The sequence below is a fragment of the Kiloniella sp. genome (assembly GCF_048270245.1).
GTDB lineage: Bacteria > Pseudomonadota > Alphaproteobacteria > Kiloniellales > Kiloniellaceae > Kiloniella.
Genome location: NZ_JBLWTH010000005.1, coordinates 235,001 through 256,987, shown reverse-complemented (window position 1 = coordinate 256,987; position 21,987 = coordinate 235,001). Strand labels below are relative to the sequence as shown.

At 46.3% G+C, this 21,987-nt stretch carries 25 protein-coding genes; 9 read left to right on the top strand and 16 right to left on the bottom strand.

Annotated features, from left to right (window positions below; translation table 11 throughout):
• Nucleotides 1–177: 177 nt before the first annotated feature.
• The 6 genes from ACN0W5_RS13530 to ACN0W5_RS13505 all read right to left on the bottom strand — a co-directional run bounded on the left by ACN0W5_RS13530 (nucleotide 178) and on the right by ACN0W5_RS13505 (nucleotide 3,757).
• The gene (locus ACN0W5_RS13530; protein ID WP_417454622.1) at nucleotides 178–1,098 is read right to left on the bottom strand and encodes a hypothetical protein; all 921 of its coding nucleotides are present in this window, start codon (nucleotides 1,096–1,098) and stop codon (nucleotides 178–180) included.
• 233 nt (nucleotides 1,099–1,331) lie between these two features.
• Nucleotides 1,332–1,631, bottom strand: a complete 300-nt coding sequence (locus ACN0W5_RS13525) for a hypothetical protein (RefSeq protein WP_417454621.1) — start codon at nucleotides 1,629–1,631, stop codon at nucleotides 1,332–1,334.
• Complete coding sequence (locus ACN0W5_RS13520; protein WP_417454620.1) at nucleotides 1,621–2,031, bottom strand: hypothetical protein; 411 nt, start codon at nucleotides 2,029–2,031, stop codon at nucleotides 1,621–1,623. Before ACN0W5_RS13520 ends, ACN0W5_RS13525 begins: the two co-directional genes overlap by 11 nt.
• Nucleotides 2,032–2,048: 17 nt before the next feature.
• Entirely contained in the window at nucleotides 2,049–2,498 is a 450-nt protein-coding gene (locus tag ACN0W5_RS13515) for a hypothetical protein (protein ID WP_417454619.1), read from the bottom strand.
• A gap of 148 nt (nucleotides 2,499–2,646) precedes the next feature.
• Nucleotides 2,647–2,943 carry an AzlD family protein gene (locus tag ACN0W5_RS13510; protein ID WP_417454618.1) on the bottom strand — a complete coding sequence of 99 codons (297 nt, stop codon included), beginning with the start codon at nucleotides 2,941–2,943 and terminating at the stop codon, nucleotides 2,647–2,649.
• Nucleotides 2,936–3,757, bottom strand: a complete 822-nt coding sequence (locus tag ACN0W5_RS13505) for an AzlC family ABC transporter permease (protein WP_417454617.1) — start codon at nucleotides 3,755–3,757, stop codon at nucleotides 2,936–2,938. The genes ACN0W5_RS13510 and ACN0W5_RS13505 overlap by 8 nt, the downstream gene beginning before the upstream one ends.
• Nucleotides 3,758–3,963: 206 nt before the next feature.
• Between ACN0W5_RS13505 and ACN0W5_RS13500 the strand changes: the two genes are divergently transcribed.
• Nucleotides 3,964–4,512, top strand: a complete 549-nt coding sequence (locus ACN0W5_RS13500) for a helix-turn-helix domain-containing protein (protein WP_417454616.1) — start codon at nucleotides 3,964–3,966, stop codon at nucleotides 4,510–4,512.
• A 197-nt stretch (nucleotides 4,513–4,709) separates the two neighbouring features.
• On the opposite strand, the gene ACN0W5_RS13495 is transcribed toward ACN0W5_RS13500, so the two are convergent.
• On the bottom strand, nucleotides 4,710–5,114 hold the full coding sequence (locus ACN0W5_RS13495) for a hypothetical protein (protein ID WP_417454615.1): 405 nt from the start codon (nucleotides 5,112–5,114) through the stop codon (nucleotides 4,710–4,712).
• Nucleotides 5,115–5,308: 194 nt separating this feature from the next.
• Between ACN0W5_RS13495 and ACN0W5_RS13490 the strand changes: the two genes are divergently transcribed.
• Nucleotides 5,309–5,908 carry a recombinase family protein gene (locus ACN0W5_RS13490; RefSeq protein WP_417454614.1) on the top strand — a complete coding sequence of 200 codons (600 nt, stop codon included), beginning with the start codon at nucleotides 5,309–5,311 and terminating at the stop codon, nucleotides 5,906–5,908.
• Nucleotides 5,909–6,094: 186 nt separating this feature from the next.
• Here the strand turns inward: ACN0W5_RS13490 and ACN0W5_RS13485 are convergent, their stop codons facing one another.
• On the bottom strand, nucleotides 6,095–6,328 hold the full coding sequence (locus ACN0W5_RS13485) for a hypothetical protein (protein WP_417454613.1): 234 nt from the start codon (nucleotides 6,326–6,328) through the stop codon (nucleotides 6,095–6,097).
• Between the two features lie 579 nt (nucleotides 6,329–6,907).
• Here ACN0W5_RS13485 and ACN0W5_RS13480 point away from each other — a divergent pair.
• Nucleotides 6,908–7,078 carry a hypothetical protein gene (locus tag ACN0W5_RS13480; RefSeq protein WP_417454612.1) on the top strand — a complete coding sequence of 57 codons (171 nt, stop codon included), beginning with the start codon at nucleotides 6,908–6,910 and terminating at the stop codon, nucleotides 7,076–7,078.
• A 152-nt stretch (nucleotides 7,079–7,230) separates the two neighbouring features.
• Here the strand turns inward: ACN0W5_RS13480 and ACN0W5_RS13475 are convergent, their stop codons facing one another.
• Nucleotides 7,231–7,470 (bottom strand): DUF6434 domain-containing protein, encoded by a 240-nt coding sequence (locus ACN0W5_RS13475; protein WP_417454611.1) that lies wholly within the window; start codon nucleotides 7,468–7,470, stop codon nucleotides 7,231–7,233.
• Nucleotides 7,471–8,114: 644 nt separating this feature from the next.
• Here ACN0W5_RS13475 and ACN0W5_RS13470 point away from each other — a divergent pair.
• Nucleotides 8,115–9,554 (top strand): VOC family protein, encoded by a 1,440-nt coding sequence (locus ACN0W5_RS13470; protein ID WP_417454610.1) that lies wholly within the window; start codon nucleotides 8,115–8,117, stop codon nucleotides 9,552–9,554.
• A gap of 163 nt (nucleotides 9,555–9,717) precedes the next feature.
• The gene (locus ACN0W5_RS13465) at nucleotides 9,718–11,184 is read left to right on the top strand and encodes an FAD-binding oxidoreductase (RefSeq protein WP_417454609.1); all 1,467 of its coding nucleotides are present in this window, start codon (nucleotides 9,718–9,720) and stop codon (nucleotides 11,182–11,184) included.
• Between the two features lie 513 nt (nucleotides 11,185–11,697).
• Here the strand turns inward: ACN0W5_RS13465 and ACN0W5_RS13460 are convergent.
• The 3 genes from ACN0W5_RS13460 to ACN0W5_RS13450 are packed head-to-tail and all read right to left on the bottom strand — an operon-like array spanning nucleotide 11,698 to nucleotide 14,280.
• Nucleotides 11,698–12,894: an MFS transporter gene (locus ACN0W5_RS13460; protein ID WP_417454608.1), complete on the bottom strand. Its 1,197-nt coding sequence runs from the start codon at nucleotides 12,892–12,894 to the stop codon at nucleotides 11,698–11,700.
• 19 nt (nucleotides 12,895–12,913) lie between these two features.
• Entirely contained in the window at nucleotides 12,914–13,264 is a 351-nt protein-coding gene (locus tag ACN0W5_RS13455; protein ID WP_417454607.1) for a hypothetical protein, read from the bottom strand.
• On the bottom strand, nucleotides 13,261–14,280 hold the full coding sequence (locus tag ACN0W5_RS13450; RefSeq protein WP_417454606.1) for a homoserine dehydrogenase: 1,020 nt from the start codon (nucleotides 14,278–14,280) through the stop codon (nucleotides 13,261–13,263). Before ACN0W5_RS13450 ends, ACN0W5_RS13455 begins: the two co-directional genes overlap by 4 nt.
• A 156-nt stretch (nucleotides 14,281–14,436) precedes the next feature.
• Between ACN0W5_RS13450 and ACN0W5_RS13445 the strand changes: the two genes are divergently transcribed.
• Nucleotides 14,437–14,766 carry a hypothetical protein gene (locus tag ACN0W5_RS13445; protein WP_417454605.1) on the top strand — a complete coding sequence of 110 codons (330 nt, stop codon included), beginning with the start codon at nucleotides 14,437–14,439 and terminating at the stop codon, nucleotides 14,764–14,766.
• 292 nt (nucleotides 14,767–15,058) lie between these two features.
• Here the strand turns inward: ACN0W5_RS13445 and ACN0W5_RS13440 are convergent, their stop codons facing one another.
• Entirely contained in the window at nucleotides 15,059–16,567 is a 1,509-nt protein-coding gene (locus ACN0W5_RS13440; protein WP_417454604.1) for a DEAD/DEAH box helicase, read from the bottom strand.
• Nucleotides 16,568–17,015: 448 nt separating this feature from the next.
• Here ACN0W5_RS13440 and ACN0W5_RS13435 point away from each other — a divergent pair, with 448 nt between their 5' ends.
• Nucleotides 17,016–17,408 (top strand): helix-turn-helix domain-containing protein, encoded by a 393-nt coding sequence (locus ACN0W5_RS13435; protein ID WP_417454603.1) that lies wholly within the window; start codon nucleotides 17,016–17,018, stop codon nucleotides 17,406–17,408.
• Nucleotides 17,409–17,543: 135 nt separating this feature from the next.
• Here the strand turns inward: ACN0W5_RS13435 and ACN0W5_RS13430 are convergent, their stop codons facing one another.
• On the bottom strand, nucleotides 17,544–18,125 hold the full coding sequence (locus ACN0W5_RS13430; protein WP_417454602.1) for an NAD(P)H-dependent oxidoreductase: 582 nt from the start codon (nucleotides 18,123–18,125) through the stop codon (nucleotides 17,544–17,546).
• A 166-nt stretch (nucleotides 18,126–18,291) separates the two neighbouring features.
• Between ACN0W5_RS13430 and ACN0W5_RS13425 the strand changes: the two genes are divergently transcribed.
• Entirely contained in the window at nucleotides 18,292–19,140 is an 849-nt protein-coding gene (locus ACN0W5_RS13425) for a hypothetical protein (protein WP_417454601.1), read from the top strand.
• A 281-nt stretch (nucleotides 19,141–19,421) separates the two neighbouring features.
• Here ACN0W5_RS13425 and ACN0W5_RS13420 read toward each other — a convergent pair whose 3' ends face one another.
• Both ACN0W5_RS13420 and ACN0W5_RS13415 read right to left on the bottom strand, forming a co-directional pair.
• Nucleotides 19,422–20,684: a cysteine desulfurase-like protein gene (locus tag ACN0W5_RS13420; RefSeq protein ID WP_417454600.1), complete on the bottom strand. Its 1,263-nt coding sequence runs from the start codon at nucleotides 20,682–20,684 to the stop codon at nucleotides 19,422–19,424.
• A 124-nt stretch (nucleotides 20,685–20,808) separates the two neighbouring features.
• The gene (locus tag ACN0W5_RS13415) at nucleotides 20,809–21,750 is read right to left on the bottom strand and encodes a helix-turn-helix transcriptional regulator (RefSeq protein WP_417454599.1); all 942 of its coding nucleotides are present in this window, start codon (nucleotides 21,748–21,750) and stop codon (nucleotides 20,809–20,811) included.
• 59 nt (nucleotides 21,751–21,809) lie between these two features.
• Here ACN0W5_RS13415 and ACN0W5_RS13410 point away from each other — a divergent pair, with 59 nt between their 5' ends.
• Complete coding sequence (locus ACN0W5_RS13410; RefSeq protein WP_417454598.1) at nucleotides 21,810–21,962, top strand: hypothetical protein; 153 nt, start codon at nucleotides 21,810–21,812, stop codon at nucleotides 21,960–21,962.
• The last annotated feature ends 25 nt before the right edge of the window (nucleotides 21,963–21,987 follow it).

Here is a 21,987-nt window from a genome sequence, read left to right as displayed (position 1 = left end):
TTTCTATTGCATTGATATAAATACTTGATCGCCAAGTTTATCTTATCCACATTATCACAAAAATTCATTGGTACATAATCGCCTTATCACATAAAGATAAAGCCCGTCTTATTCTGATGGGCTGCTTGGCGTTATTTTTGTCGGCTTGGCAACGCGGCTTGCCTTGAGCAGATAACTCTAAACCAAATCCCAGATTGAAAAGCCCTGTTCTATATCTTGATCCTGATGGAGCAGGGCATCGGGTTCAAGCTCTGTTACTTCTGGCGGGTGGTAGCTGAGGATGTCGTAAACTTCGTGGTGGGCGATCAACAGGTAATGGGTTGGGGCACGCTTTTCAAAGCGGTTATAGCTTTCTTTGTCCAGCCACTTGAAGAACTTGGAATTTTCCACGGTAAAAAGCCCATAGCCCTGTGACGCCAGAAGTGAAGGGTCCATGGTTGCCAGCATCCGCAGGCGATAGCTTTCTGTGGATTGGCGATAGCTTATGGTGCTGCCAAAGGTGATACAGTACCGTTCTTTTTGTGCGGTGGCCGTTCTTTTTATTTCTTTTGTTTTTCCGTCTTCTCTGGCAGGGCCGGCTTCTCTGGTGGTTTCTTTTTCATAAAGGTCGCTTTCGACCAGCAGTGTGATTTTCTTGTTATTTTCGATCAGGCCGAGTGTTGTGATTTTTCTGGGCAATGCGGGGGTCGTTTCATACAGGGCGTAAATTTCTCGCTTTTTTTTCAGGACTTTGTTTTTAAAAGCAATGCTGCTTTTGCGTGGCGATAATTTTTTGGCACTTGATGTCAGAAAGCTGAGAACCCCACCGTTGGATTGGCCATAATCATCCGGCGCAGATTGGCTGGTCAGGCGCTTGAGCAACAGGCGAAAGTGGAACATTTCTAGTTCCATTCGGCCACTTTCCTTGGGGTCAAAAATATCAACAATGCCGACCTTGCGTCGGGTGCCGTCTAGCTTGATATCATAGAGATTAAAGTGGTGTTCGCGAAACCGGGGACCACGCCCTGAAATCATTTCATCGATTTCTGTCTCCAACAGTCGTTTGGTTTTTGGATTACATTCGTCGAGTAAAAAGCGTTCGGCCAAATTTGGTTTCATTCGCGGGACATTCTTCTTGTCTGATTGTGGCTTTTGGTCTGGTTGTGATCCTGGTCAGACGAATGCCGATATCTTTTGGCATAGGCATCACGGATCTATCATGGCTTATTCCAACTTGGACAATAGCCCCGCATTATTACAGAATTGTTTTGGTTGGTTAAAAAAAGCAATACAGCTTGTTTATGTATTGCATATGCGATGAAGTTAAATTTCATTACATTTTATTTGGATACCTACACAGCTCTGTGTCCGATGTAATCTAATAAAGTTGCCAGCCAGACAAAGTTATAAGGTATGGGGGCATCATCCTCGTTTTCATCATTATTGTTTGCGATCTTTACCATTGCATCATAGTTGTCGGTGAGCTGTCCTAAACCTGAAAAGCGAGGTTCTTTGGTTGGATCCAGTGCTTCTTTATGCTTCATGACCCAATACAAATCATGCTCTAAAGGGATTTCGGTAATATTGGCTTCTTCCAGATAAGCAAAAATTTTATCACTGGCACTTTTTAAGGTAGCAATATCAATCGTCATGGCTTGGCCTCTTATCAAGTTTCAGAGCCTTCTCGGGAGCGACGGCCATCAAAAGCTTTTTGTAGAGTTCATAGAGATCAGAATAGGGAATAGTGTATTGATGGCTTGGGGTTAAGGTATAGGGCGATTTCTGTTTTGATAATTCAAACAGCTGAATCAACATGCCGCCATCGACCAGAATGCGGTCAGGTTTTTCGCCGTTAAACCAGTTTTTAAAGCGCCCCCAAAATGTTTTGTCCCGATCAATGATTTCACGCATTACCTCGAGCTTTTTTTCGGTCGCGATGATCAGGTTGTCCGGGCTATAAGTTGCGGTAGCAAGAAATTCTGTAACTCCATGCGTAATTGCATCTCTGAAACCAGAGTTTTCGTGGGGGTCATTATATTTTTTAATATTCATCTTCGAATATCCTGTTCTCAGGATGTTGGTGAAGTCAGTTGTGATGCTTTATTGTAAAGTGTCCTTAGCTCAACATGATCAATTTCATAAAGCTTCTGTCGATCAATAGTGATGATGGGTGTTTCCTCAACAGTATCGTAAAGTTGCTGGATAATGGTACCATCCAGTGTAATGATACGAGGGTTATCGCCAGCCATTTTGTTGTAGATACGCCCGAATAAGGTATTTTCTCTATCCCTAATTTGGTCAATCTGCTTTAGTTGATTGGACAAATGGATCAGTAAGTTTTCCGGGCTGTATTCTTGGGCGCGAATGGCTTGGGTATAGCCGCGGACAACTTTCATACTTAATGGCTCTTCCAAGGGTGGTTTCCCAAAGAGAAATAGCCAGCTTTTGGGTGCTGCGTTTTGCCAATAGTCCCGCCAATAGTTAAACAGAAATGTTTCCTGTTTCTTTGCTTTTTTCATCGGGCCTTCGCTTATCTATTCTGTGTGGTGAGAGTTTACGCTTTATCAAAATTTTGCGGATCAAAGTCTTGCGGGGCAAGGTTTTGGATAAAGTAACACTACCATAGCCTGTGCCAGCCACAAAAAAATATCTTGTTTGTGACGTAGATCAGATCAACACACCTCGTAACACAATCAGACAGATTATGCCGGATAGCACACTAACCACGAGTGGGTAGCGCAGGGCAACAAGCCCGCCCACCAATACGGCAATGGCTTCGGCGGGGCCGTTGGTGATCAGTGAGGGGGCAACCAGTGCGGTTAAGACTGCGGTTGGCACGGCCTCTAGCGCGGCTTCGAGGCGATAATGGGTTGTACCAAAACGCGACAGGATCAAATGGCCCCCTGCGCGGGTGGTATAGGTGGCAAGGGCACAGGCAAGGATTAGAAAAATTGTATCAGACATTGGCTGTGCTTTCCTCAGGTGTACTTATGACTTTGGGCTTGCTTAAGGCCGCAGCGATAATCAACCCGGCGATCCCGCCAAGGGTAATGTGCCAGGGGCTTCCGATTGTCAGATAAGCCGCCAGTGATACACCTGCACTTGTGATCAGGATCAGAACAAAATTTGGACGTTTGTGAAAGCCGGCAACAAGGCCTGTGAAATACAGTGGCAGAATAAAATCCAGACCATAGGTGGCAGGTGAGGAAATAAGAGAGCCAAACAAAGCACCGATGGCATTCGCGGCCATCCATGTGCCATAGATCATCAGAGCATAGGAAAAATAATAGGCGGGTCTTAGCCCGGATTTTGAGGCACGGGCTTCGGATGATGCAAATTGGGGATCAACCAGTAAAAAGAAGGCGAGAGCCTTTTGCCAAAATGAAAAAGCGCCCATTGTTCGACCGATAGAAGCGGAATAGAGCACGTGCCTGAAGTTCACGGCAAAAACGGCAAGAACGATGGACCAGACGGGTACATTCTGTCCCATCAAATCAATCATCACGTACTGGCTGGCCGCGGCGTAGATTGACAGCGACGTGATCATGACCTCGCCAAAGCTCAATCCACTTTCAATCGCAACAGCACCAAAAACGGCGGCAAAAGGAACAATGGCAATCAAAATTGGCAGGACATCTTTGATGCCATCTTTTATGTCCGATGCCTTAACCGGATTTGGAACCGTTTTTGGGCTGTTTTCCCCCGAGGGGATGCCCGAGGGAATGCCAGAGGGAATACCGCCAGCAGGGTCTTGCTCTGTATATATTTGGTCGCTCATTCGGCGGTCTCCTGACAAAAACCACAGAACAAAAAACGCTGCGTTCACTTTCTGTCACGATAACGATCGAAGACAGGAAAGCAGAAAGATTTGATTTTTGTTCGTTACATAGGGTTATTGTTCTGTATAATGAACGAACAGAAGTCGTTCGTCAAACAGAACATTCGTTTTTTATAAAAAACACTATAGAGAGTAGAATTGAGGATATGACCCCGGTTTCTCTGATTGCACAGGCAATACAGCGTGAACGCACCCGCGCAAAAATGAGCTTGTCTGCTTTGGCTTCTCAGGCTGGTGTTGCCAAATCAACGTTGTCACAGTTAGAAGGCGGGCAAGGTAACCCCAGCCTCGAAACCCTTTGGGCTATTGCCTCGGCGTTGAATATTCCGCTCAGCTTTCTGTTTGAAACACCCAAATCCGATTTCACCATTATCCGCGCCGATGAAAAAGATCAGCTTTCGTCTGACCTATCGACATTATCTTCTACTTTATTGGCTGATTGTCCTGTGTCCTGTCGCCGGGATCTCTATCGGGTTTACCTTGAAAGCGGATCGGTACGAGAGGCCGAGCCCCATACACAAAGCACGGTTGAACATGCTTTTGTTTGTCGCGGACAGGTTCGTGTTGGTCCCGAGGACAATTTACAAGAACTGTCCGAAGGTGATTATTATCGCTATCCCGCAGACAGCAAACATTCCTATGAAGCACTGTCCGACAAAGCAATGCTTATTCTGATTATGGAAAGCCCGGGGTAGGTTCGGTGATAAGTCAGGTCGCTGATGCGCGTTGGGCCATGCCCCGTGAGAACCAACTTAATCTGTCTATAACTAATTTAATAACCAAGCGTTAGGTAGCCCAACAAATATTAATACCCTGCATCTTGTGTGATGCAGGGTACTGTATGTTGAGGCCTCAACCTAAATCTGAGACCTGGTGAGCGATTGCTCTTATATTATTCAACAGGAATAAGCGTGATATTTACCGGGCTTTCGTATTGGTTGTCCGCACCAGATGCAGAATCAATTGCACTACTGATTCCAAGTGTCAGGACAACGTCCAGCGCAATGCCGGCTGCCCCAGAACCACTTTCCCAGCCACTATCGTTAAGATAGGTCGCCGTCTGGTACCCATCTTTATTACAGGTAATTGTAATATCTTCTTTGGTACGGGTGATATTAACACTGCCCGGTGTATTGGGAACTCTGCCAATTTCGACACCTTTGCGTTCTAGAATACAGCTCGCACCGGATGGATTTGTATTGATGGTAATATCCTGATCAGTACCATTAACGATAGAAGAACAGCCATTAAGGCTGAGGCCAACAAGCCCCATTGCGATGAAACGCCCCATAAACATTTGAAAAATATCCAAAAAAGTTGATTGAAAAAGCAACCTAGCAGAGTAGAAAAACAAATGCATCTACTAATATAAGCTGTATTGACTTAAGTCCTCACAACAAAAGGTGATGTTGGTTTATGATAAACAAATCTCGTTTCAAAACTCTGTTTCATAATGTAAATTCAATCTGTTCGGGGGGGTATAGGAACATAATGAAGATCGGGTATGCGCGGGCATCGGGGAAGGGGCAGAATTTGGATCAGCAGGTTGCGGCGCTGAAGGATGAGGGCTGTGACAAGGTTTATTCTGAAATTCTGGCGTCCAATCGGGTTGTCTGCCCAGCTTTGGAAGAAGCGTTGGCTGAATTGGGCGCGGGCGATAGTCTTGTGGTTTGGCGGCTGGACAGGCTTGGGCGGCGTACGGTTGATCTGATTGCTTTTCTACAGGATTTACAATCGCGCGGGATCTATTTTCAATCTCTGTGTGAGGGGTTGAATTCGGGAACGCCGCTGGGGAAAATGTTTCATGGCTTTATTGCGGGGCTTGCAGATAACGAGCGCGATTTGACCATAGAGCGAACGCTTAAAGGCTTGGAAGGGAGTACGTCTGGGCGAAAAAGCAGGTCAGGAAAATCAGATAAATCCAGCACGTTGTCCAAACATGATATCGAAGCCGCGGTGCTAATGTTATCGTCGTCAAATACCTCAGGAGCCAAGAAACCAACATTATCGGCAGTGGCAGAGGCCCTGAATATCAGCAGGACAACTTTGTCCCGTCGCCTTAAAGAGCTAAAACTTGATATAAGCAAATAAATCAAAGGACATTTTTGAATTCGGTTGAGCTTCACTGGCAAAACAAAAAGGCAGCAAAAACGCTGCTTTTTTGATCAACTCTCTTGTTCCTTTGTGTCTTGGCGATCGACAGATCGGTAAGGCGACCTTATACACCAATCTTCAACTCTTTATTTTTTGACGTTTTATGGGCGTAGATGATAGAGGTTAGTGACTTCGCAACTCTGAAATAAGATGCTGCATTTCGCCTTCGGAAAATTCAAATTCCGGCCCTTCTTCCATTGCGGTGAGCTGCATCAATTTACAATCGAGATACCGGGACAGTTCCCTGCGATGATTATTATGAATTCGCCCGGCTAGTTTGGCGACTTTACTCGCGCGATAGCCATGTTCCATTTCCTTACCTAAATCTTCGCTTAGATTTTTTGCATTATAGGCCACGATCAGAGTTCCTTTCGGTCCAGACTCTTCTAGAGTGAGATTAAACACTGGCAACACATCACTTGAACCGCACTGATTAAGGCTTTGACTTTTCCCGTCTGTCATTTTGTGGCAGATATGCTTCAAGCCTTGCAAACATGGTACTTCATTTAGCTGATAAGTACCGGGATATGCCAAAAATGACATAAAGTAAGATGTTCCTAGAGGTGTTTTTACCTTTAAGAAAATATCTTTTGTGTCTGACCTTTGGAATATACGCCGTTCGGTTTTGCCCGAATTATTGTGGCCAGATCTTTCCTGTTATCGGATAAGTATAGGGGGGCAATCATTAACAAAATCCTTAACTTTCTGTGGGAGGGGGAGCTCAGTTAATTTGATTTTGATGAGTATTCGGATTGTCCCAATCTATTCCCCAAGAGTGAATTCACAAAAATGCAACATAAGAGTCACATAAGAGGCGTAGAGTTTTTTACGTAGAATAATAAGATCATCGCGTATGGTCGTTATAGACAGAGTAGAACCGGGCAAAATAGATCCGGACTGGTATAAGCTGAGCTGATAAAAGTAGGTGAGGGCAAAATGTTCTGGGATGAAACATCAGATAACGCGGCATTAGTACCGTTCTTGCCGTTGCGAATTCGTCTGGCGAGGCTTTGGTCTAAGTTGAAGGATTCTTTTAAAGCCCTGCCTGATAGTCCTATATCCCCCGATAGTCCTGTATCCAAGAATTCTGTAAAAAAACCTGATTGATTAGCCAAATCATTTGACCAGTCGAACAGATAACCTGGCTGATTAATATCATATGTGATTAATCTCGGTTCTTCAGGGGCATATCCAAGCATTTATCCATCTGTAACCCGGCAATGAAACTTCTTCGTGTTAGAGGCCAAGTTCTTTTGGGGTTAGCGGTTCTGTTGGCGCAACCATTCGTCGGCAACATCCCCAAGTGTTTTGGGCGCAGGTGTTATGGGGCTGCCATTTTTGATCCAGCTCATAAATGTCCTGTTAAACTTGAAGTGCTCTCCACATTCCGATTTCATAAAACGCCGGACGTTTTGGGTGTGCCGATAACCGTCTGTAATCGGTGTATCGCGTGTTAACGGGTCTGAATGCCAATCGATTTTATTCTGTTGCTTTTTCATTCGCTTTTCTTTCCTTTTTGTTTGGTAAGAAGCATGCCCCGTTATGTGACAGGTGTATCGGGGACGTAGGTCTCAACACCGATCGGGTTGGGGCGTATATCGGATGATAGGGGCATGATCGCTCTTTGAAAATGATATGATTATTTATCCATACCAGAAAGGGCCAGAAATGAAATAATAGGACTTGGTTTCTTTTTATAACAAGTTCTCTAAAATAGATCAGATTATAAGGTCTTATAAACAGGTTTTATAAGAGGCGAAGAAAAGGGAGGGAGTATTCAATTCAATCTTTTTTCTTTATATCTGTTTATAGGCCATAACCCCCGATCAGGTGAGGTAAATGACAGACGAAAAAGCAGCAAAATATAATGCTGATGATGTTCTTGAATACGCAACAGACTGTATTCTTGCTACAGATTGCAATCTGTAGCCCTCGGGGCCCAAAATCATCTATGTAAATCGATCCCGAATAAAATTTACCTTAATTTGAATGATGATTGTACTATGCATTCATAAAACTCATGAAGTGATGAAAAGATATCGTTTTTCTTCGCATCTGCACAAATGCTATCTCCTAATCTTATTATAGGTTAAAGCTCGTTAGGCGAGTAAAAGCAATCGTGGTTGCGTTCGGAGATAAAGTAATGACAAATGATAACCTTCAGGCTAATCGCTTCCTGGCTAAAAATGAAATCCGCGCCCAGTTTTCGCAGGCAATGTCCGCGATGTACAAGGAAGAGGTTCCTGCCTATGGCGCGTTGATGGATCTGGTGGCTGATGTCAATGCCGCGTCTTTGGAACAGGACGCGGATCTTCGGGATCAATTGACCCATACTGACGGGCTGGACCGTATTACCGAAGAACGCCATGGTGCCATTCGCGTGGGTACGGAAAAAGAGCTGTTTACCCTGCGTCGTCTGTTCGCGGTGATGGGTATGGAACCTGTCAGTTACTATGACCTGTCAGTTGCAGGTATCCCCGTGCATTCCACGGCTTTTCGTCCGGTTGACGAAGCTGATTTGAACCAGAACCCTTTCCGGATTTTCACATCTTTGTTGCGTCTGGAACTGATTGAAGACGAAGCCCTGCGGGCTGCGGCACAAGAGGTTTTGGATCGCCGTGAAATCTTTACCACTGCGGCCCTAAACCTGATCGACCGGGCCGAAGCGCAGGGTGGATTGAATGCAGAAGATGCAACACAGTTTGTTACCGAAGCACTGGAAACTTTCCGTTGGCATAGCAAAGCCAATATCGATAAAGAGCTTTATAAGCGATTGCATGACGAACACCGCTTGATTGCCGATATCGTCAGTTTCCATGGTCCCCATATCAATCACCTGACTCCACGGACGCTGGATATTGATACCGTTCAGTCGGGGATGCCGAAGCGCGGTATTGACCCAAAGGCCGTTATCGAAGGGCCGCCGCAACGTAAGTGCCCGATCCTTCTACGCCAGACATCGTTCAAAGCCTTGGAAGAGAAGGTTTTCTTTAAGCAGGGTAATGGAAATTGGGCAGGAGAAAAGTGGGAAGAGGGATCACACACCGCCCGTTTTGGTGAAATCGAACAGCGTGGTATTGCCCTGACCCCGAAAGGTCGTGCCCTTTACGACGAGTTATTGGACAAAACCCGTGCGCGTGTCCGTGCTGGTGAGGGGACTTACGACGAACTGTTGGTTGAAAGCTTTGCGGCTTTTCCTGATAGCTACGAAGAATTACGTGCCGAAAATCTTGCCTTCTTCCGCTATTCTCTGAGCGATAAGGGGGAGGAAATTGCCAAGTCTGTAGGGGTGTCCGGCACTGTTGATGGTTTGTTGGAAGCGGGTATCTTACGGATGGATCCTATTGTGTACGAAGATTTTCTGCCTGTATCTGCGGCGGGTATTTTTCAATCCAACCTTGGGGACGGCGGGGCAGAAGTTGTGTACAGCAACCCAAGCCAATCTGCGTTCGAAAAAGCCTTGGGGGCAAAAGTACTGGATGAACTCGCACTCTATGCCGAGTTGGAGCAGGCTTCATTGACGGATTGTTATGAGAAGCTTTCGGCAAAATCTCTCAAGAGTGAAACGTCTGTTGCGGCTTAATGTTGGCTGCATAATAAATTATAGCCATGATAAATTATAGCCATGTCATATAACTCTGCTTATAACATGGCTCTACATCTTACCGGGTGCCCTGATACATGTCCTGCCTTATACATGTCCTGTCTGGGGCACCCCAAATATTTAAAAAACAGAGTTTATTTACATGACAAGCCCGACCCCACAAGACCTTGATGCCCTGTATGATATCGTTGGTGAAAAGGGATTGATGCGGCCGGGTGTGCATGGTGATGATCTTGTTCCTTATGAAACCTGTGTGCGTTATGGTTCGGGACAGGCAGCCTTTGTTGTGCGTCCGGCTACCAGCAAAGAAGTTTCACGGGTACTGGCCTATTGCCATGGACGGGGGATTACCCTTGTGCCGCAATCCGGCAACAGTGGGCTGGTTGGGGCCTCGACACCTGATAGCTCTGGCACTCAAGGTGTTCTCAGCTTTGATCGCCTGTTAGAAACACAAGGGGATGACGCCTCTTCGCATAAGCAGATACTTTTTGATGAAGAAAACCGCTCGGTTACGGTGGGGGCTGGCGTTCGTTTGTCTGATCTCAATGCCTTTCTGGAACTCAAGGGCTATGTGTTCCCGATTGACCTCGGCGCTGATCCGCGTATCGGCGGGATGATTGCGACCAACACAGGCGGTGCCCGCTTCCTGCGGTATGGCGATGTGCGTCAGAATACGCTTGGTGTGAAGGTTGTATTGGCGGATGAAGCCGGAACTGAACTTGATTTTATGTCCGGCCTGCGCAAAGACAACACTGGTATTGATTGGAAACATCTGTTTATCGGTACGACGGGTGTTCTGGGTGTTGTAACCGAAGCTGTCTTGAATGTTGTCCGCTTGCCACAGCAATCAACGGCGGCGTTGTTGGTCCCTCGTGACGAGGCGGCGGTGCTTAAGCTATTGCTGGAAATGGAAGAACGCTGTGATAGCAACCTGACGGCTTTCGAAGGTATGTCGTCTGAGGCGATCCGTGCCGCCTTTGATCATGTACCTTCGCTGCGCAACCCCTTTCCCGGGGGTGAAATTCCGGATTATGTTCTACTGGTCGAACTGTCCCGTACTTGGGCCAAACGTGACAGCGAACAGAGTTTGGACGAGTTGATTGAAGTGGTGTTGGCCGAAATCTGGGAAGACGAAGATGCGCCACTGGACAATGCCTTTATTGGTCGCCCCGAAGAAATGTGGGCCTTGCGACACGCCCTGTCCGAAGGGGTGAAACACGCGGGTAAACTGGTGGCTTTTGACGTGTCATTTCGGCGTGGCGATTTGATGAAATTCCGGGCCTTTATGGCGAAAGAATTGCCGGAAAAATTCCCGAATGTGCGAATTTGTGATTTCGGTCATGTGGGGGATGGCGGTCTGCACTTTAACCTGTCGATTCCACAGGATGACCCGCGTCTGAACGATACTGCTTTTATTCCGTTCTTGCGGGAATGGGTGGTCCAGATTGTGGTGGAAAAATACAACGGCAGCTTTTCTGCCGAACATGCCATCGGACGGAGTAATCAGGGGTTTTATGATAACTACACCCCAAAAAAGGTCAAAGAACTGGCTGCGCAGATAAAGAACGTTTTGTCACCGGGTGGCCTCGGCGATGTTAAATTGGGCTAGAAGGTTTAAGCCTCTTGTCTGGTTGCCTTTTTCTCCTCTAAGCTGCATCCTATGATTGCTGATTGGGGGCGCGGTGAAAGTTTTTATAATTTTAATTATGTTCGCTGTGGGCCGATCTTTTTTTCGTTCTATTACTCATTATTTGCTGGTCGGTTGGCTCACTGTCACGACCAAGCTCATGGAAAATGTACTTGCAAATGCGCCTGATGGTGCCGACAGGGCAATATTTTGGGGGCGCATACTTGGATTTGCCTCCCACCCCATGCTCTGGATTTTTATTTTAGCTGCTAACTATGGAAACAGTTAACGCGCTAATCCTGCTTAATGGGCAGGCTCTTTAATAATTAGGAATGTAATAGGGCGCGCCTGTCATCATGTCCCGATATTTTCCTTGGGTGACAAGATGCAGAATGGTGTTGGAAAAGGAATTCATCAGGCCGACGCCTTCCTGATCGGGATGAAAAACAAAAGATCCGCCCCAGAAATCAATGACCTCGCCGTGATGCAGACCCTTTACACACTCAGGCTATTTTCTAGAGCCCGGTCGCTGCGTCGGGATGCGATTAGGATTACCAACGCGACTGTGATGATCACGAGGGATAGCTGGATGGCTGTTTGATAGCTATAAGCGCTGGCGATGAGGCCCATGGAGACGTTGCCCAGCATGCCGCCGAGGAAGAGGCTGTTCATATAGAGCGAAGTGGCGCGACCCAGACGACCGTTAGCGAAGCTTTGAACGAAGGTGATGCTGACACCCGCGAAGATGCCGTAGTACAGCCCCTCAAGTGCGGCACCTACCACCAACTGGGGCATGCTGTTCACTTGGGATAGAATATAGAAGGTCGGCATGGCGATCAGCGTTGCGGCATAGAGTGCTGTTCTAGCGCTGAACTTTTGCATGGCATAGGGAATAAGAAGAATAACAGCGACTTCGGTCAGGCACTTGATGCTAAAGGCCAGACCCGGCGCATAGGTTGGCAGTTTGGCTTCCTGCGTAAAATAGAGCGGCAAGGCTGCGCTGGTCAAAATATGCGCTCCAGCGATAAAAAGGCAGGCGGCTGATGCCAAGTATAATCCGTGATTGAGTGATCTGGATTGAGATGATGCTTGTTGCGAAGATGGTTCTTTGGCCGCAGCTGTAAAGTCATTTGGTACGACACAAAACCACAGGACAACCCACAGGATGGCGAGGGAAACTGCAGTATAAAAGACGAAAGAGTTTCCCCATTGTCCGGCAATGAAAAAGGAAAGTGCCGGGGCAATCATCCAACCGAGTGAGGTCATGCTGCGCAGATAGGAGTTGTAGGTGGTAATGGCCATGCCCTGTTGTTCCGCATAGGCCCGGCCAAAGCTATACATGAGCGAGGTTGAGGCATTTGAGAAACTAAAACAAATACTGATAAAGCCAATAATCACCCAATAGGCCGGATAGAGCGAGAGGGTCGCGGTTGCGGTTAGGAAAGCGAACGCGGATATGGCAATGAGCGGACGGACCCGCGCCCCCTTGTCAAAGCGTTCCCCGAACTGGCGGTTCATCAATAGGGTTAAAACACTGACAAGCCCGACATATATACTAATTTCCCAAGGATCACGACCCAGTTCATCGATGATGAAAAAACCCATGAAGGGCACGATCATGGCGTTACAAAAAACCCCGGTAAAAAGCAGAAGCAGGATAAGATAGGCTTGGCTGTTCAGGGAATTTGTCATGGTTGTTTATAAACAGATTCTACGTGTCAGTTCTATCGAGTTTCTTGGTTATTTCAATTTTACCAACAATATTGGCATTAAACTGATCTAGTTCTTCAGCAGGGATCCACCATTCAGTATGATGTCGGGCCCCAACACATTCAATTTTGTAGTTATCAAGATATTCTTTGTTTACATCAAATTTTGTTACATAACCGATACCAAATGCTGAGATATTCCATCTGGTAAGCTCAATGGCATATTTCTCGTTAGTTACGGGGTAAAAAATAGGTTGATCCGGTAGGCGTGGAGGCCATTTTAGATATCCACTTTCAGCTACGAGGTCGAGCTCTTTCTGTCCAGTTGGTCTATAGCAAGTAACTGTTTTCATTTGTTTTTCGTCTCAAATATGTTTGCTGCATCGCGCAGCATAGATGCTGCGGTGGGGACAGGTTCGCGTTCCCAGAGTTTGTGGTACATGATGCCATAGATATCGGTGTGAAGTTCCACCGCCATTTCCCAGCCTGTGCAATGAGCGAGGAAACTATCTTGTGGCAGGGCAATGGGTGCCACCGAGAGCTGGTCATTTTCGTATTTGGCAACCAGCTTGATTTGTTTGCCTTCTGTTTGGGCGGCTTTCAGATCTGCTTCGGTAATCTTTTCGATGCCAGTAACATCAACATCTTTGAGGGTGACAGTCTGACCTAAAATACTATTGGCAATAATGACCAGTTTGTTCGCGGTATCCCAGCCGCCCACATCAAGGCTGGGGTCTGCTTCGGCAATGCCGCGTTCTTGTGCCTCGGCCAGTGCATCGTCATAGGAACGCCCGGTTGCCATTTCATCCAGAATAAAGTTACTGGTGGAATTGAAAATACCCTGAAGCTTGTTGATGTCAGCGGCGATCAAATCGCGTCTGCCGATATTGAGAATTGGCAAGCCGCCGCAGACTGTCGCGCTCATTTCCAAGGCTGCGCCAGATCCCCGTGCGAGGTTCTGTAGCTCTTCATAAGCAAGTGTCACCGGGCCTTTGTTGGCAAGGACGACAGAAATACCCATGGATAACGCTTTGCGGGTAATGCCCAGTCCCGGTTCGCCGATTTTTAAATCGACGGGGGACGCTTCGAAAATCAAATCAATTTTGGTGTCTTCCAGAACATCTTGAATGGACGCGCCTTTTCTGAAACCCTGAAAAGAAGAGGCCCGTTTGCCAGCATTTTTTTGGTTAATAATGGCCTGAGCTTCAAAACCATCCGGATTAACGGCAACGCCAGAACTATCGGAAACGCAAACAATCTGAAAACAAATGCCGTGATCGCGTTGTAATCTCTCCTGCTTGTTGATCAGGATCGTCAAAAGATTTTTGTTCACCGAGCCAAGACCAACAAGGGCCGTTTTAATAATCATGAAATGTGCTCTCAAAGAAATCTTGTTAAATAATACACTGGGTAAATAATATACTGTGTAAATATTATACTGGGAATGAAGCACTTTAAAAGTATTCTTTACAAGCTCTGCGTGTGTGGTTTTTATTGAAGTTGGCGAAAACAGGACCACTTTAAGATGAAGCTTGGGGAGGCGCTTAATTTGGAAGGCATTATTTCAACCCTTTTTATAATGGTAATCGTGGGTTTCTGGAACGTTATCAGAATGGCGGTTTTCAGAATATTTTACGAGATCATCATTCTGTCGATTTGGCAGGCTTTTAAATGGTGGGGAGAGCTTTGGATAAAGGGCGTTCGTTTTGTGTCACCTCAAAGCCTGCGAACGGCAATTTATTACCCTATCATAACAAAGACATTGGGGTGCTTATTGGCGATTGCCATTAATCCGATTTCTATCAGCATGATTGTTTATCATTGGCCCTATATCCAGCCCTTGATTGTGGGGTAATCAATGGTGATTTTTCACAAGGTCCCTGAAAAAGACGCAGTTAAAGACACTGTGAAAAAAAACTGAGACAACCTCAGTGAGAACGGGAGATCTTTTAGAGATGGTTGTTTGTTCAGAATGTTCAGCCAACCACATACTTGTGGCTGACAGCATACCTGTTGCTCTAATTTGGTCGGTCGTTCCAATTTGTAGGGTATTTTGAAATCGCAACGGTTGCCACCAGCTATCGTTAATCTGATCAACGATAGCTTAGATGGTTTTCGACCTCGTGTTCAATATAATCCGCTTTGAGTTAGACAGAACTGGTTTTCCGACCAGATCTATTTCCTGTTTGGTTTCCGGCTTTATTTCCCGGCCGATTACTAGGGCGGTTACTGGGTCTGCTTCCGGGTCTGCTTCCGGGTTTACGATTTGGTTTGCCGGTTGGCTTTTCTGATGTTCTGCCCGCCGGATTACCAACTGGCTTGCTGTTTGCGCTGTTGTTGGTTTTTCCCTCAGCATTTTGGGAATTTCCAGATGCTTGTTGTGACCCGGAACGCCGATTTTTATTACCCGTTTTGCTAGCGGCTCTGCCTTTTGGTGATCCGCCACGGGCGTTTCTGTTTGGGCGTCCACCACGGTTATTACTATCTTTTTTTGCACCAGCGGGGGCCGCAGCGATACCTTCTTCGTGGTAAGGGTGTTCTTCAAAAACAGGCACGGATTGGCGGATATTCTTTTCAATATCCTTCAGATAAGCGCGTTCTTCATGATCACAGAAGGAATAGGAAATACCAGTGGCACCTGCGCGGGCTGTACGTCCGATGCGGTGAACATAGCTGTCTGGTTCGTTTGGCAGTTCAAAGTTGATGACATGGGTGACACCATCCACATCAATGCCGCGCGCGGCAACATCGGTGGCAACAAGTGCACGGATCGCGCCATCACGGAAATCAGCCAAGGCGCGTTGACGGGCATTCTGGGATTTATTGCCGTGAATAGCCGCCGAGGTAACCCCCAGTTTTTCCAAAAATTCTGAAACGCGGTTGGCGCCGTGTTTTGTTCTGGTGAAAATCAGAACCCGTTTAATTGCTTCGTCCTTGAGGACATGTCCCAGCAAGTCACGTTTGCGGCTTTTGGGCACCATCATCACATGCTGTACAACCTTTTCGGCGGTGGTGGCTGCGGGGGCAACCTCTACACGGACGGGGTTGATCAGAATGGTGTTGGCCAATGTGGTAACAGACTTGGGCATCGTCGCGGAAAGCAGAACTGTTTGCCGTTTGTCAGGTAGTTCCTTGATGATCTTCTTAATATCGCGAATAAAGCCCATGTCGAGCATCCGGTCGGCTTCATCAAGAACCAGAAATTCAACTTCGTTTAGCTTGATATGCCCTTGCGACATCAGGTCAAGTAAGCGGCCGGGCGTTGCGATCAGGATATCAACACCGGGGGCCATTGCTTTGATTTGTGGTTTTTCTGACGCGCCGCCGAAAACAATGGTGCTGCGCAGGTGCAGATATTTGGAATAGTCGCGGACGTTATCTGAAATCTGAATGGCAAGTTCGCGTGTCGGGGCCAAGATCAGCGACCGTGCTGTCTTGGCTTTACGCTTGCCTTCGCCTTTGAGCAAATACTGTATCAGTGGTAATGAAAAGGCAGCGGTCTTTCCGGTTCCCGTCTGGGCGACGCCAATCAGATCTTTTCCCTCCATAATGTTGGGAATAGCCCGTGATTGGATCGGGGTCATTTGTTCATAGCCCCCTTCCTTAATCGCACGAAGAATAGGGTCACGGAGGCCGAGATCGGAAAAATTGCTCATTATCGCCAAATATCAAATTAATAGAATCAGATTTCACTATAGCTGAATAGCCCACCTGTCAATCAACGATCCTGCGGGGCAGCCATGTCAGGAGACGTATTTCAGGCTGAAAAGGGACCCGTACAGGAAAGTCGCGTGTTGTGAGGGCGTAAGGATAAATCGGATAGGTAAAGAAAGGGAAAAGATGAATATCTGGTTTCCTGAAGTGTTGCGCTAAGAGTGATTGTATCGCTGCGAAAAGAAAATATTTCGTGTAAATATGTTTAATATCAATTAGTTAGAGGGTATTTTTATGTTCGTCATTAAAGTTTCTCTTGCGGTGATAGGTTCAAAAGTGTATCCCTTTGGCACTACCCAAAGGGATACACTTTTGATGATTTAATTTGTTCAAGTGGTGTTCTCAACGGGCATGAAAGAGTATTTTGTTGAATTGTATTAGGAATTTTTTATGACGTATATCACCATGGGCGAACGTATCGAAGCAGCACGTAAAAGTAAGGGATTAAGTGCATCGCAGCTTGCGCGCCGCGTCGGTGTTAAAGTCTCAACCATGAATAATTGGGAAAGTGATCGTTCTGAACCGCGCGCGAACAAGCTTGTTGCACTGGCAGGTGTGTTGAGCGTTAACATGATTTGGTTGCTGGAAGGATCAGATGACAATACCAGCCTGCCACCAAACGTAGAAGTTGTTGAAACCGCTGATTTACAAAGCAAGATTAACCGCTTGCAGGCGATGCACGAACGCATGGTGCAGCTTCTTTTTGAAATTTCCAGCGAAGTAAACCGTGTACAACGTGGCATCAAAGATGATCAGGCAGAGCAGGATGCTGCTCAATTGTAATCGTTGGTATCTAAATTTTAATTCTGAAAATTGAATTGATCCAAAGTGGATTGTTTATTTGGTTTAGTTGTTTAGCGTAACTTTTTCTCAAGACGTAAAGAGAGAAGTATAGATAAATGACGATAGAACGATGGTTTAAAACCGCGTTTTAATTTTCCGGATAAAACGATCCACTTTTTCTTTGTTCAGGCTTTCGCTGCCATAAAGAGAAAGCATCTGAAACCGGCATTTGGGCGCACAGGTGCCCAGGATCGCGGTTTTAAGAACGCGTCGGACTGGTTGGCGCAAAACCAAGTAGTCAACCCATCCGGGCGAACCAAGGGTGGTAATGACCTTCATCTCAACCAGATTGTCGAGCTTGGGCAAGATAGCCTTGTTATTATCGGCATGGTCATAGGCATGACCGGGTGCCCACACCCTATCAAACCACCCCTTGAGGATGGCGGGGAAACCAAACCACCAAGTCGGAAAGATCAGCACAAGGCTCTGCGTTTCTTTTAGCTGTGCAAGGTTCTGTTCTAAAGCACTGCTATCAAACTCTTCCGTAAAATAACTCTGCCGTTCAGCATGGGTCAGTGCAGGTGAAAAGCTTTCCGCATAGAGATCCTTGACCGTAATCTCGTACCCCTTGGCCTCTAAATGCGCGATTGTCTCCTTCGCGAGATGTTTACACAAACTGTCTTCCAACGGATGCGCAATAACAACCAGACATTTCACGGCATTTTCCTTAGCTAACAAGTTATTTTAATTTGGTATCTATACAGTATTGCAACTATTGATAAGTTTAAAGAGTATGGTGTTTTAAGTTGTTGTTTTGTTGGAGAGTGCTAGGTTGTTCTGTGGAATAAAATTGCTAGTTCTCGCGGTGATTTGAGTAAGTTTGATGCGTAAAGTTATAGCCATATCCCTTCTAATAATAATTTCTATTGGTGGCTATAAGCTTTGGTACGCCATCAAATATCCCTATTCTGTGCCAGTAAGGCTAAACCCGGGGCCTGTGGTGGATAAAGGCTCAGAGCCTATCATAGTCACACTTCATAAATACAATTCAACTAGAGAAGATAAATATCAAACCACAGGAGAAAGCATCAGCTTTGCCTTTCCAGCAGATATGTACTTTTACAGAGGTAATCAGGATGGTGGGCCGCAGTGGAAAATTGGATTAAGGCTCGATTATTATGCGTTCGAGGCAATTGAGCCAAAGCTCAGAGAAACAGAAAAACTCGTACTTGATATGGATGCTTATCGTAAAGCGCGTAGAGAGTTAACTCGCAATCAATCATATATAGATATTTATTCAGGTATTACGAATATTTCTGGTCCAAAATATTCGTCGATTTTGGATGGTGATTACAGAGAGACAGATCAATTTTGTGACTTAACTATTTATAGTGATAGCTCAGAGCCTACATTTTCTAACCCAGAGTATAAAGATGTTTATCCCTTCACTAATGGAGAACATTTTTATCCACTTACTACAATGGAAATTCAGGAGTTAGACGTAAAAAAAGTCCTCAAAAAATTACAACATGAAGATGGTTTTTACGCCAATTGTAAATCTTTCAAAAACAATCGTTTTTGTAATGCAAAAACTACATTTGAAGGCTGGGATATTTCATACCAATTTCCAAAGACTGAGCTTTGTAACTGGGAAGATACACGTACTCGCATGCGGGATTTTCTTTCACAATATGTGATAAACAGAACGCCGCCAAGAAAAGCCGAAAATTAAAGGGGTTTTGACAAGTAAGTCGAAGACTTTGGAATAGATGCATCATGTTTCTAGTTGGTAGCGCAGGATTCAGCTCCAATTGAATTTAGAAACAGGCCCATCAGGTTGGTTCCTTCTGGGCCTGCCTTTCAAAGCTCTTCCGCAGCAAAGTGATAGAACGGGCTAGATCTCCGCCGGACAATTGGCGAGGTCGCTTTGGCTGCAACAAATCCTGGAACTGGTCCAGTTATTACAGGTGTGATCGTTTTTATCTCCTGGGAAATAGGCTGTACCGTCGGTCTTTAAACGTTGCTTACAATGCCCTTAATTGAACCCAGAATAGCCTCTACTTCTTCGGCGGTGTTGTAATGGGCGATGCCAATGCGCAGGATGCCTTCGTCCATTGGAATGCCGAGGCTTTCAACCACGCCGATGGCATAGTTATGGCCGCTCCAGACAAAGATATTTTCGCCACTTAACGCCTTTGCCAGCGTATCCGGTTTTACCTTGTTATGGCGGATGGAAACTGTTGGCACCCGTGCTTTCATCTGGTTCTGTGCGGTGGGACCAAAGATCTCCACGCCGTTAATTTCTTGCAAACCTTTGATTAGTTGGCTGGTCAGGTTTTCTTCGTATGCAATTGCGGCATTAAAAGCCGTGGTCATCTGTGCGCGGCGAGATCCGGTCTGGCCCAGTTCGCCGCCTAGCCACGCGTAATAGTCGATGGCGGCGGTCAATCCGGCCAAAAGCTCAATGGCGGGTGTACCGGTTTCATACTTGGTTGCGAGAGTTTCCGGCACGCAGCGGCATTTATAGGCGTGCATTTTCTCGAGTATCGATCGCTTGCCCCAAAGAACCCCGATGTGCGGGCCAAAGAATTTATAGGGCGAACAGATCAGGAAATCACAGCCCAAGTCTTTGACGTCAATTTGGTGGTGCGGGGCCAGTTGAACTGCATCAACATACACCAGCACATCTGATTTATGGGCTTCGGCAATAATGGATTTAACGTCGTTGATGGCCCCGGTCAGGTTGCTGGCATAGTTCAGGGCCAATAACTTTGTTTTATCGGTGATCAGGCTTTTGATGTGTTCGGGTTCGATCTTCCAGCTTGCCTTGTCAAAGTCGGCCCACTTGATCACCAGATCCAGATCTTTTGCAATTTCCAGCCACGCGGCAACGTTGCCTTCGTGATCCATGCGGGTGACGATGATTTCATCCCCCGGTTTGAAATCCCGACAGATACTGCGCGATATGTGCATGGTGAGCGCAGTCATCGTGGCACCGATAATGATTTCGCCGGGATCATCGGTGCCCATGAAATCCGCCATGGCAAGATGGCAATCATCAACGACCTTTTCTGCGGCAATAGATGTTGGGAAGTATCCGCCAAGGTTGGCATTGGCATTGAGAAAACAGTCCGAAACAGCCTCAATAACCCGCGATGTTACCTGTGTTCCGGCGGGATTATCCAGATAGATCCGCCGTTGTTCTTTGCCCTGTATGGTATCGGTCAGGGACAGAGAAGGGAATTGCGCGCGAACGCTTTCAATTGGGAAGGTCATGTTGTAATCCTCAAAAACCACTTTGTTCTATAAGGATTGTTGTCAGGCCTCTTTTATTTGAACAATCATCCTAAAGGATGAGTTTGGGGTGTTTCCTTTCCCTCAAAAGAGAGAATGCTATGCCTTAGTGATGCCCTTTTGGGGGGCGGCAGGAGGACATATGGGATGACATGAGCGCAAAAAGCTCTGCCTGTGATGAAATGCCGAGCTTGCGATAGAGATTGCGGCGGTGGGTTTTAACCGTTGGCAAGGCTATGCCGAGGTGAAGACCGATGGCTTCTGATCCGTGGCCAGAGAGGATTAAATCCATAATATGCTTTTCGCGGCGGGTCAAAAAATCTGGCGCAGGCAAAAGCGGTTGACTAGATTGCGTGAGTCCCGGTGTGGTGTGATTTAGTGTCGAGTGACCTAGGCCAAGGGTTTCACAATGCTTTTTGATGGCGCTGATGATAACAGGCACGAGTTCTTGTGATTGTTCAAGCAGGGGGGCGCCTTTGTCGGTGTGATCAATCTTTTGCGACAGGGAGATTTCGATCACATCATCACCGGGCAAGGGAACAGCCAGCATCAATTCCTGCATCCCGCTGGGCCAGCCGTCTGTAACATAGCCGATCTCTTCCATCTGATCTGGCCGCATCTTGTAATCAGTATTGGTTCTGATTTTCTCAATATAGGGGCGTGCTTGAGCTTTTCGGGCTTGAGATTTTCTGGTCTGAGCTTCCCGTGACAGGGCTTCCATCGTATGCAGGCCGGGTTTCAGTCCTTCGCGGCAAGCGTGATAAAAAGGATTGATCTGCCATGTGCTCTGTAGGAAATTTTTCAAGCCTTCCCGATACCCCAGCGGGCTTAATCCATCATAGAGAACCTGTGGACAATGTTCCTTTTTATATTGAAAAATAATACAGAATTCGTGCGGAATTACCTGTTTCATCTGTTTCGCGATCCATGGGAAAAAATTGGCATTCCCAATGTTATCAATAAGCGCACTGACCCAGAGAGAGGCATTGAAATGTGTATCGTCCTGTTCAGGTTTGAAGCCTGTTGATCGTAAAATCTCACCTGACATCTTTGGTCTTTCTGACGTATGATTTGTGCTGATCGTAGATAGCTTTGCTGGATGGTGTGTTGGATTATATCACCATTATTGACGCTGTCGATTGGGATGCTACGTTGGTTTCTATAAAGTTTCCTGAGGCGAGTTTGACCGCAGTCTGGTTGTTCGTGGGCGCGGTTATGTTGACGTTGCATGAAGTCTGTTTTTTCTTGATACTTCTTTGATCATATAACCTTCTTAACTATACAA

What these genes read in the sequence shown, in the direction of transcription:
- ACN0W5_RS13530 (WP_417454622.1), bottom strand. Translation starts at nt 1,098, where the DNA reads ATGAAACCAAATTTGGCCGAACGCTTTTTACTCGACGAATGTAATCCA.
- ACN0W5_RS13525 (WP_417454621.1), bottom strand. Translation starts at nt 1,631, where the DNA reads ATGACGATTGATATTGCTACCTTAAAAAGTGCCAGTGATAAAATTTTT.
- ACN0W5_RS13520 (WP_417454620.1), bottom strand. Translation starts at nt 2,031, where the DNA reads ATGAATATTAAAAAATATAATGACCCCCACGAAAACTCTGGTTTCAGA.
- ACN0W5_RS13515 (WP_417454619.1), bottom strand. Translation starts at nt 2,498, where the DNA reads ATGAAAAAAGCAAAGAAACAGGAAACATTTCTGTTTAACTATTGGCGG.
- ACN0W5_RS13510 (WP_417454618.1), bottom strand. Translation starts at nt 2,943, where the DNA reads ATGTCTGATACAATTTTTCTAATCCTTGCCTGTGCCCTTGCCACCTAT.
- ACN0W5_RS13505 (WP_417454617.1), bottom strand. Translation starts at nt 3,757, where the DNA reads ATGAGCGACCAAATATATACAGAGCAAGACCCTGCTGGCGGTATTCCC.
- ACN0W5_RS13500 (WP_417454616.1), top strand. Translation starts at nt 3,964, where the DNA reads ATGACCCCGGTTTCTCTGATTGCACAGGCAATACAGCGTGAACGCACC.
- ACN0W5_RS13495 (WP_417454615.1), bottom strand. Translation starts at nt 5,114, where the DNA reads ATGTTTATGGGGCGTTTCATCGCAATGGGGCTTGTTGGCCTCAGCCTT.
- ACN0W5_RS13490 (WP_417454614.1), top strand. Translation starts at nt 5,309, where the DNA reads ATGAAGATCGGGTATGCGCGGGCATCGGGGAAGGGGCAGAATTTGGAT.
- ACN0W5_RS13480 (WP_417454612.1), top strand. Translation starts at nt 6,908, where the DNA reads ATGTTCTGGGATGAAACATCAGATAACGCGGCATTAGTACCGTTCTTG.
- ACN0W5_RS13475 (WP_417454611.1), bottom strand. Translation starts at nt 7,470, where the DNA reads ATGAAAAAGCAACAGAATAAAATCGATTGGCATTCAGACCCGTTAACA.
- ACN0W5_RS13470 (WP_417454610.1), top strand. Translation starts at nt 8,115, where the DNA reads ATGACAAATGATAACCTTCAGGCTAATCGCTTCCTGGCTAAAAATGAA.
- ACN0W5_RS13465 (WP_417454609.1), top strand. Translation starts at nt 9,718, where the DNA reads ATGACAAGCCCGACCCCACAAGACCTTGATGCCCTGTATGATATCGTT.
- ACN0W5_RS13460 (WP_417454608.1), bottom strand. Translation starts at nt 12,894, where the DNA reads ATGACAAATTCCCTGAACAGCCAAGCCTATCTTATCCTGCTTCTGCTT.
- ACN0W5_RS13455 (WP_417454607.1), bottom strand. Translation starts at nt 13,264, where the DNA reads ATGAAAACAGTTACTTGCTATAGACCAACTGGACAGAAAGAGCTCGAC.
- ACN0W5_RS13450 (WP_417454606.1), bottom strand. Translation starts at nt 14,280, where the DNA reads ATGATTATTAAAACGGCCCTTGTTGGTCTTGGCTCGGTGAACAAAAAT.
- ACN0W5_RS13445 (WP_417454605.1), top strand. Translation starts at nt 14,437, where the DNA reads ATGAAGCTTGGGGAGGCGCTTAATTTGGAAGGCATTATTTCAACCCTT.
- ACN0W5_RS13440 (WP_417454604.1), bottom strand. Translation starts at nt 16,567, where the DNA reads ATGAGCAATTTTTCCGATCTCGGCCTCCGTGACCCTATTCTTCGTGCG.
- ACN0W5_RS13435 (WP_417454603.1), top strand. Translation starts at nt 17,016, where the DNA reads ATGACGTATATCACCATGGGCGAACGTATCGAAGCAGCACGTAAAAGT.
- ACN0W5_RS13425 (WP_417454601.1), top strand. Translation starts at nt 18,292, where the DNA reads ATGCGTAAAGTTATAGCCATATCCCTTCTAATAATAATTTCTATTGGT.
- ACN0W5_RS13420 (WP_417454600.1), bottom strand. Translation starts at nt 20,684, where the DNA reads ATGACCTTCCCAATTGAAAGCGTTCGCGCGCAATTCCCTTCTCTGTCC.
- ACN0W5_RS13415 (WP_417454599.1), bottom strand. Translation starts at nt 21,750, where the DNA reads ATGTCAGGTGAGATTTTACGATCAACAGGCTTCAAACCTGAACAGGAC.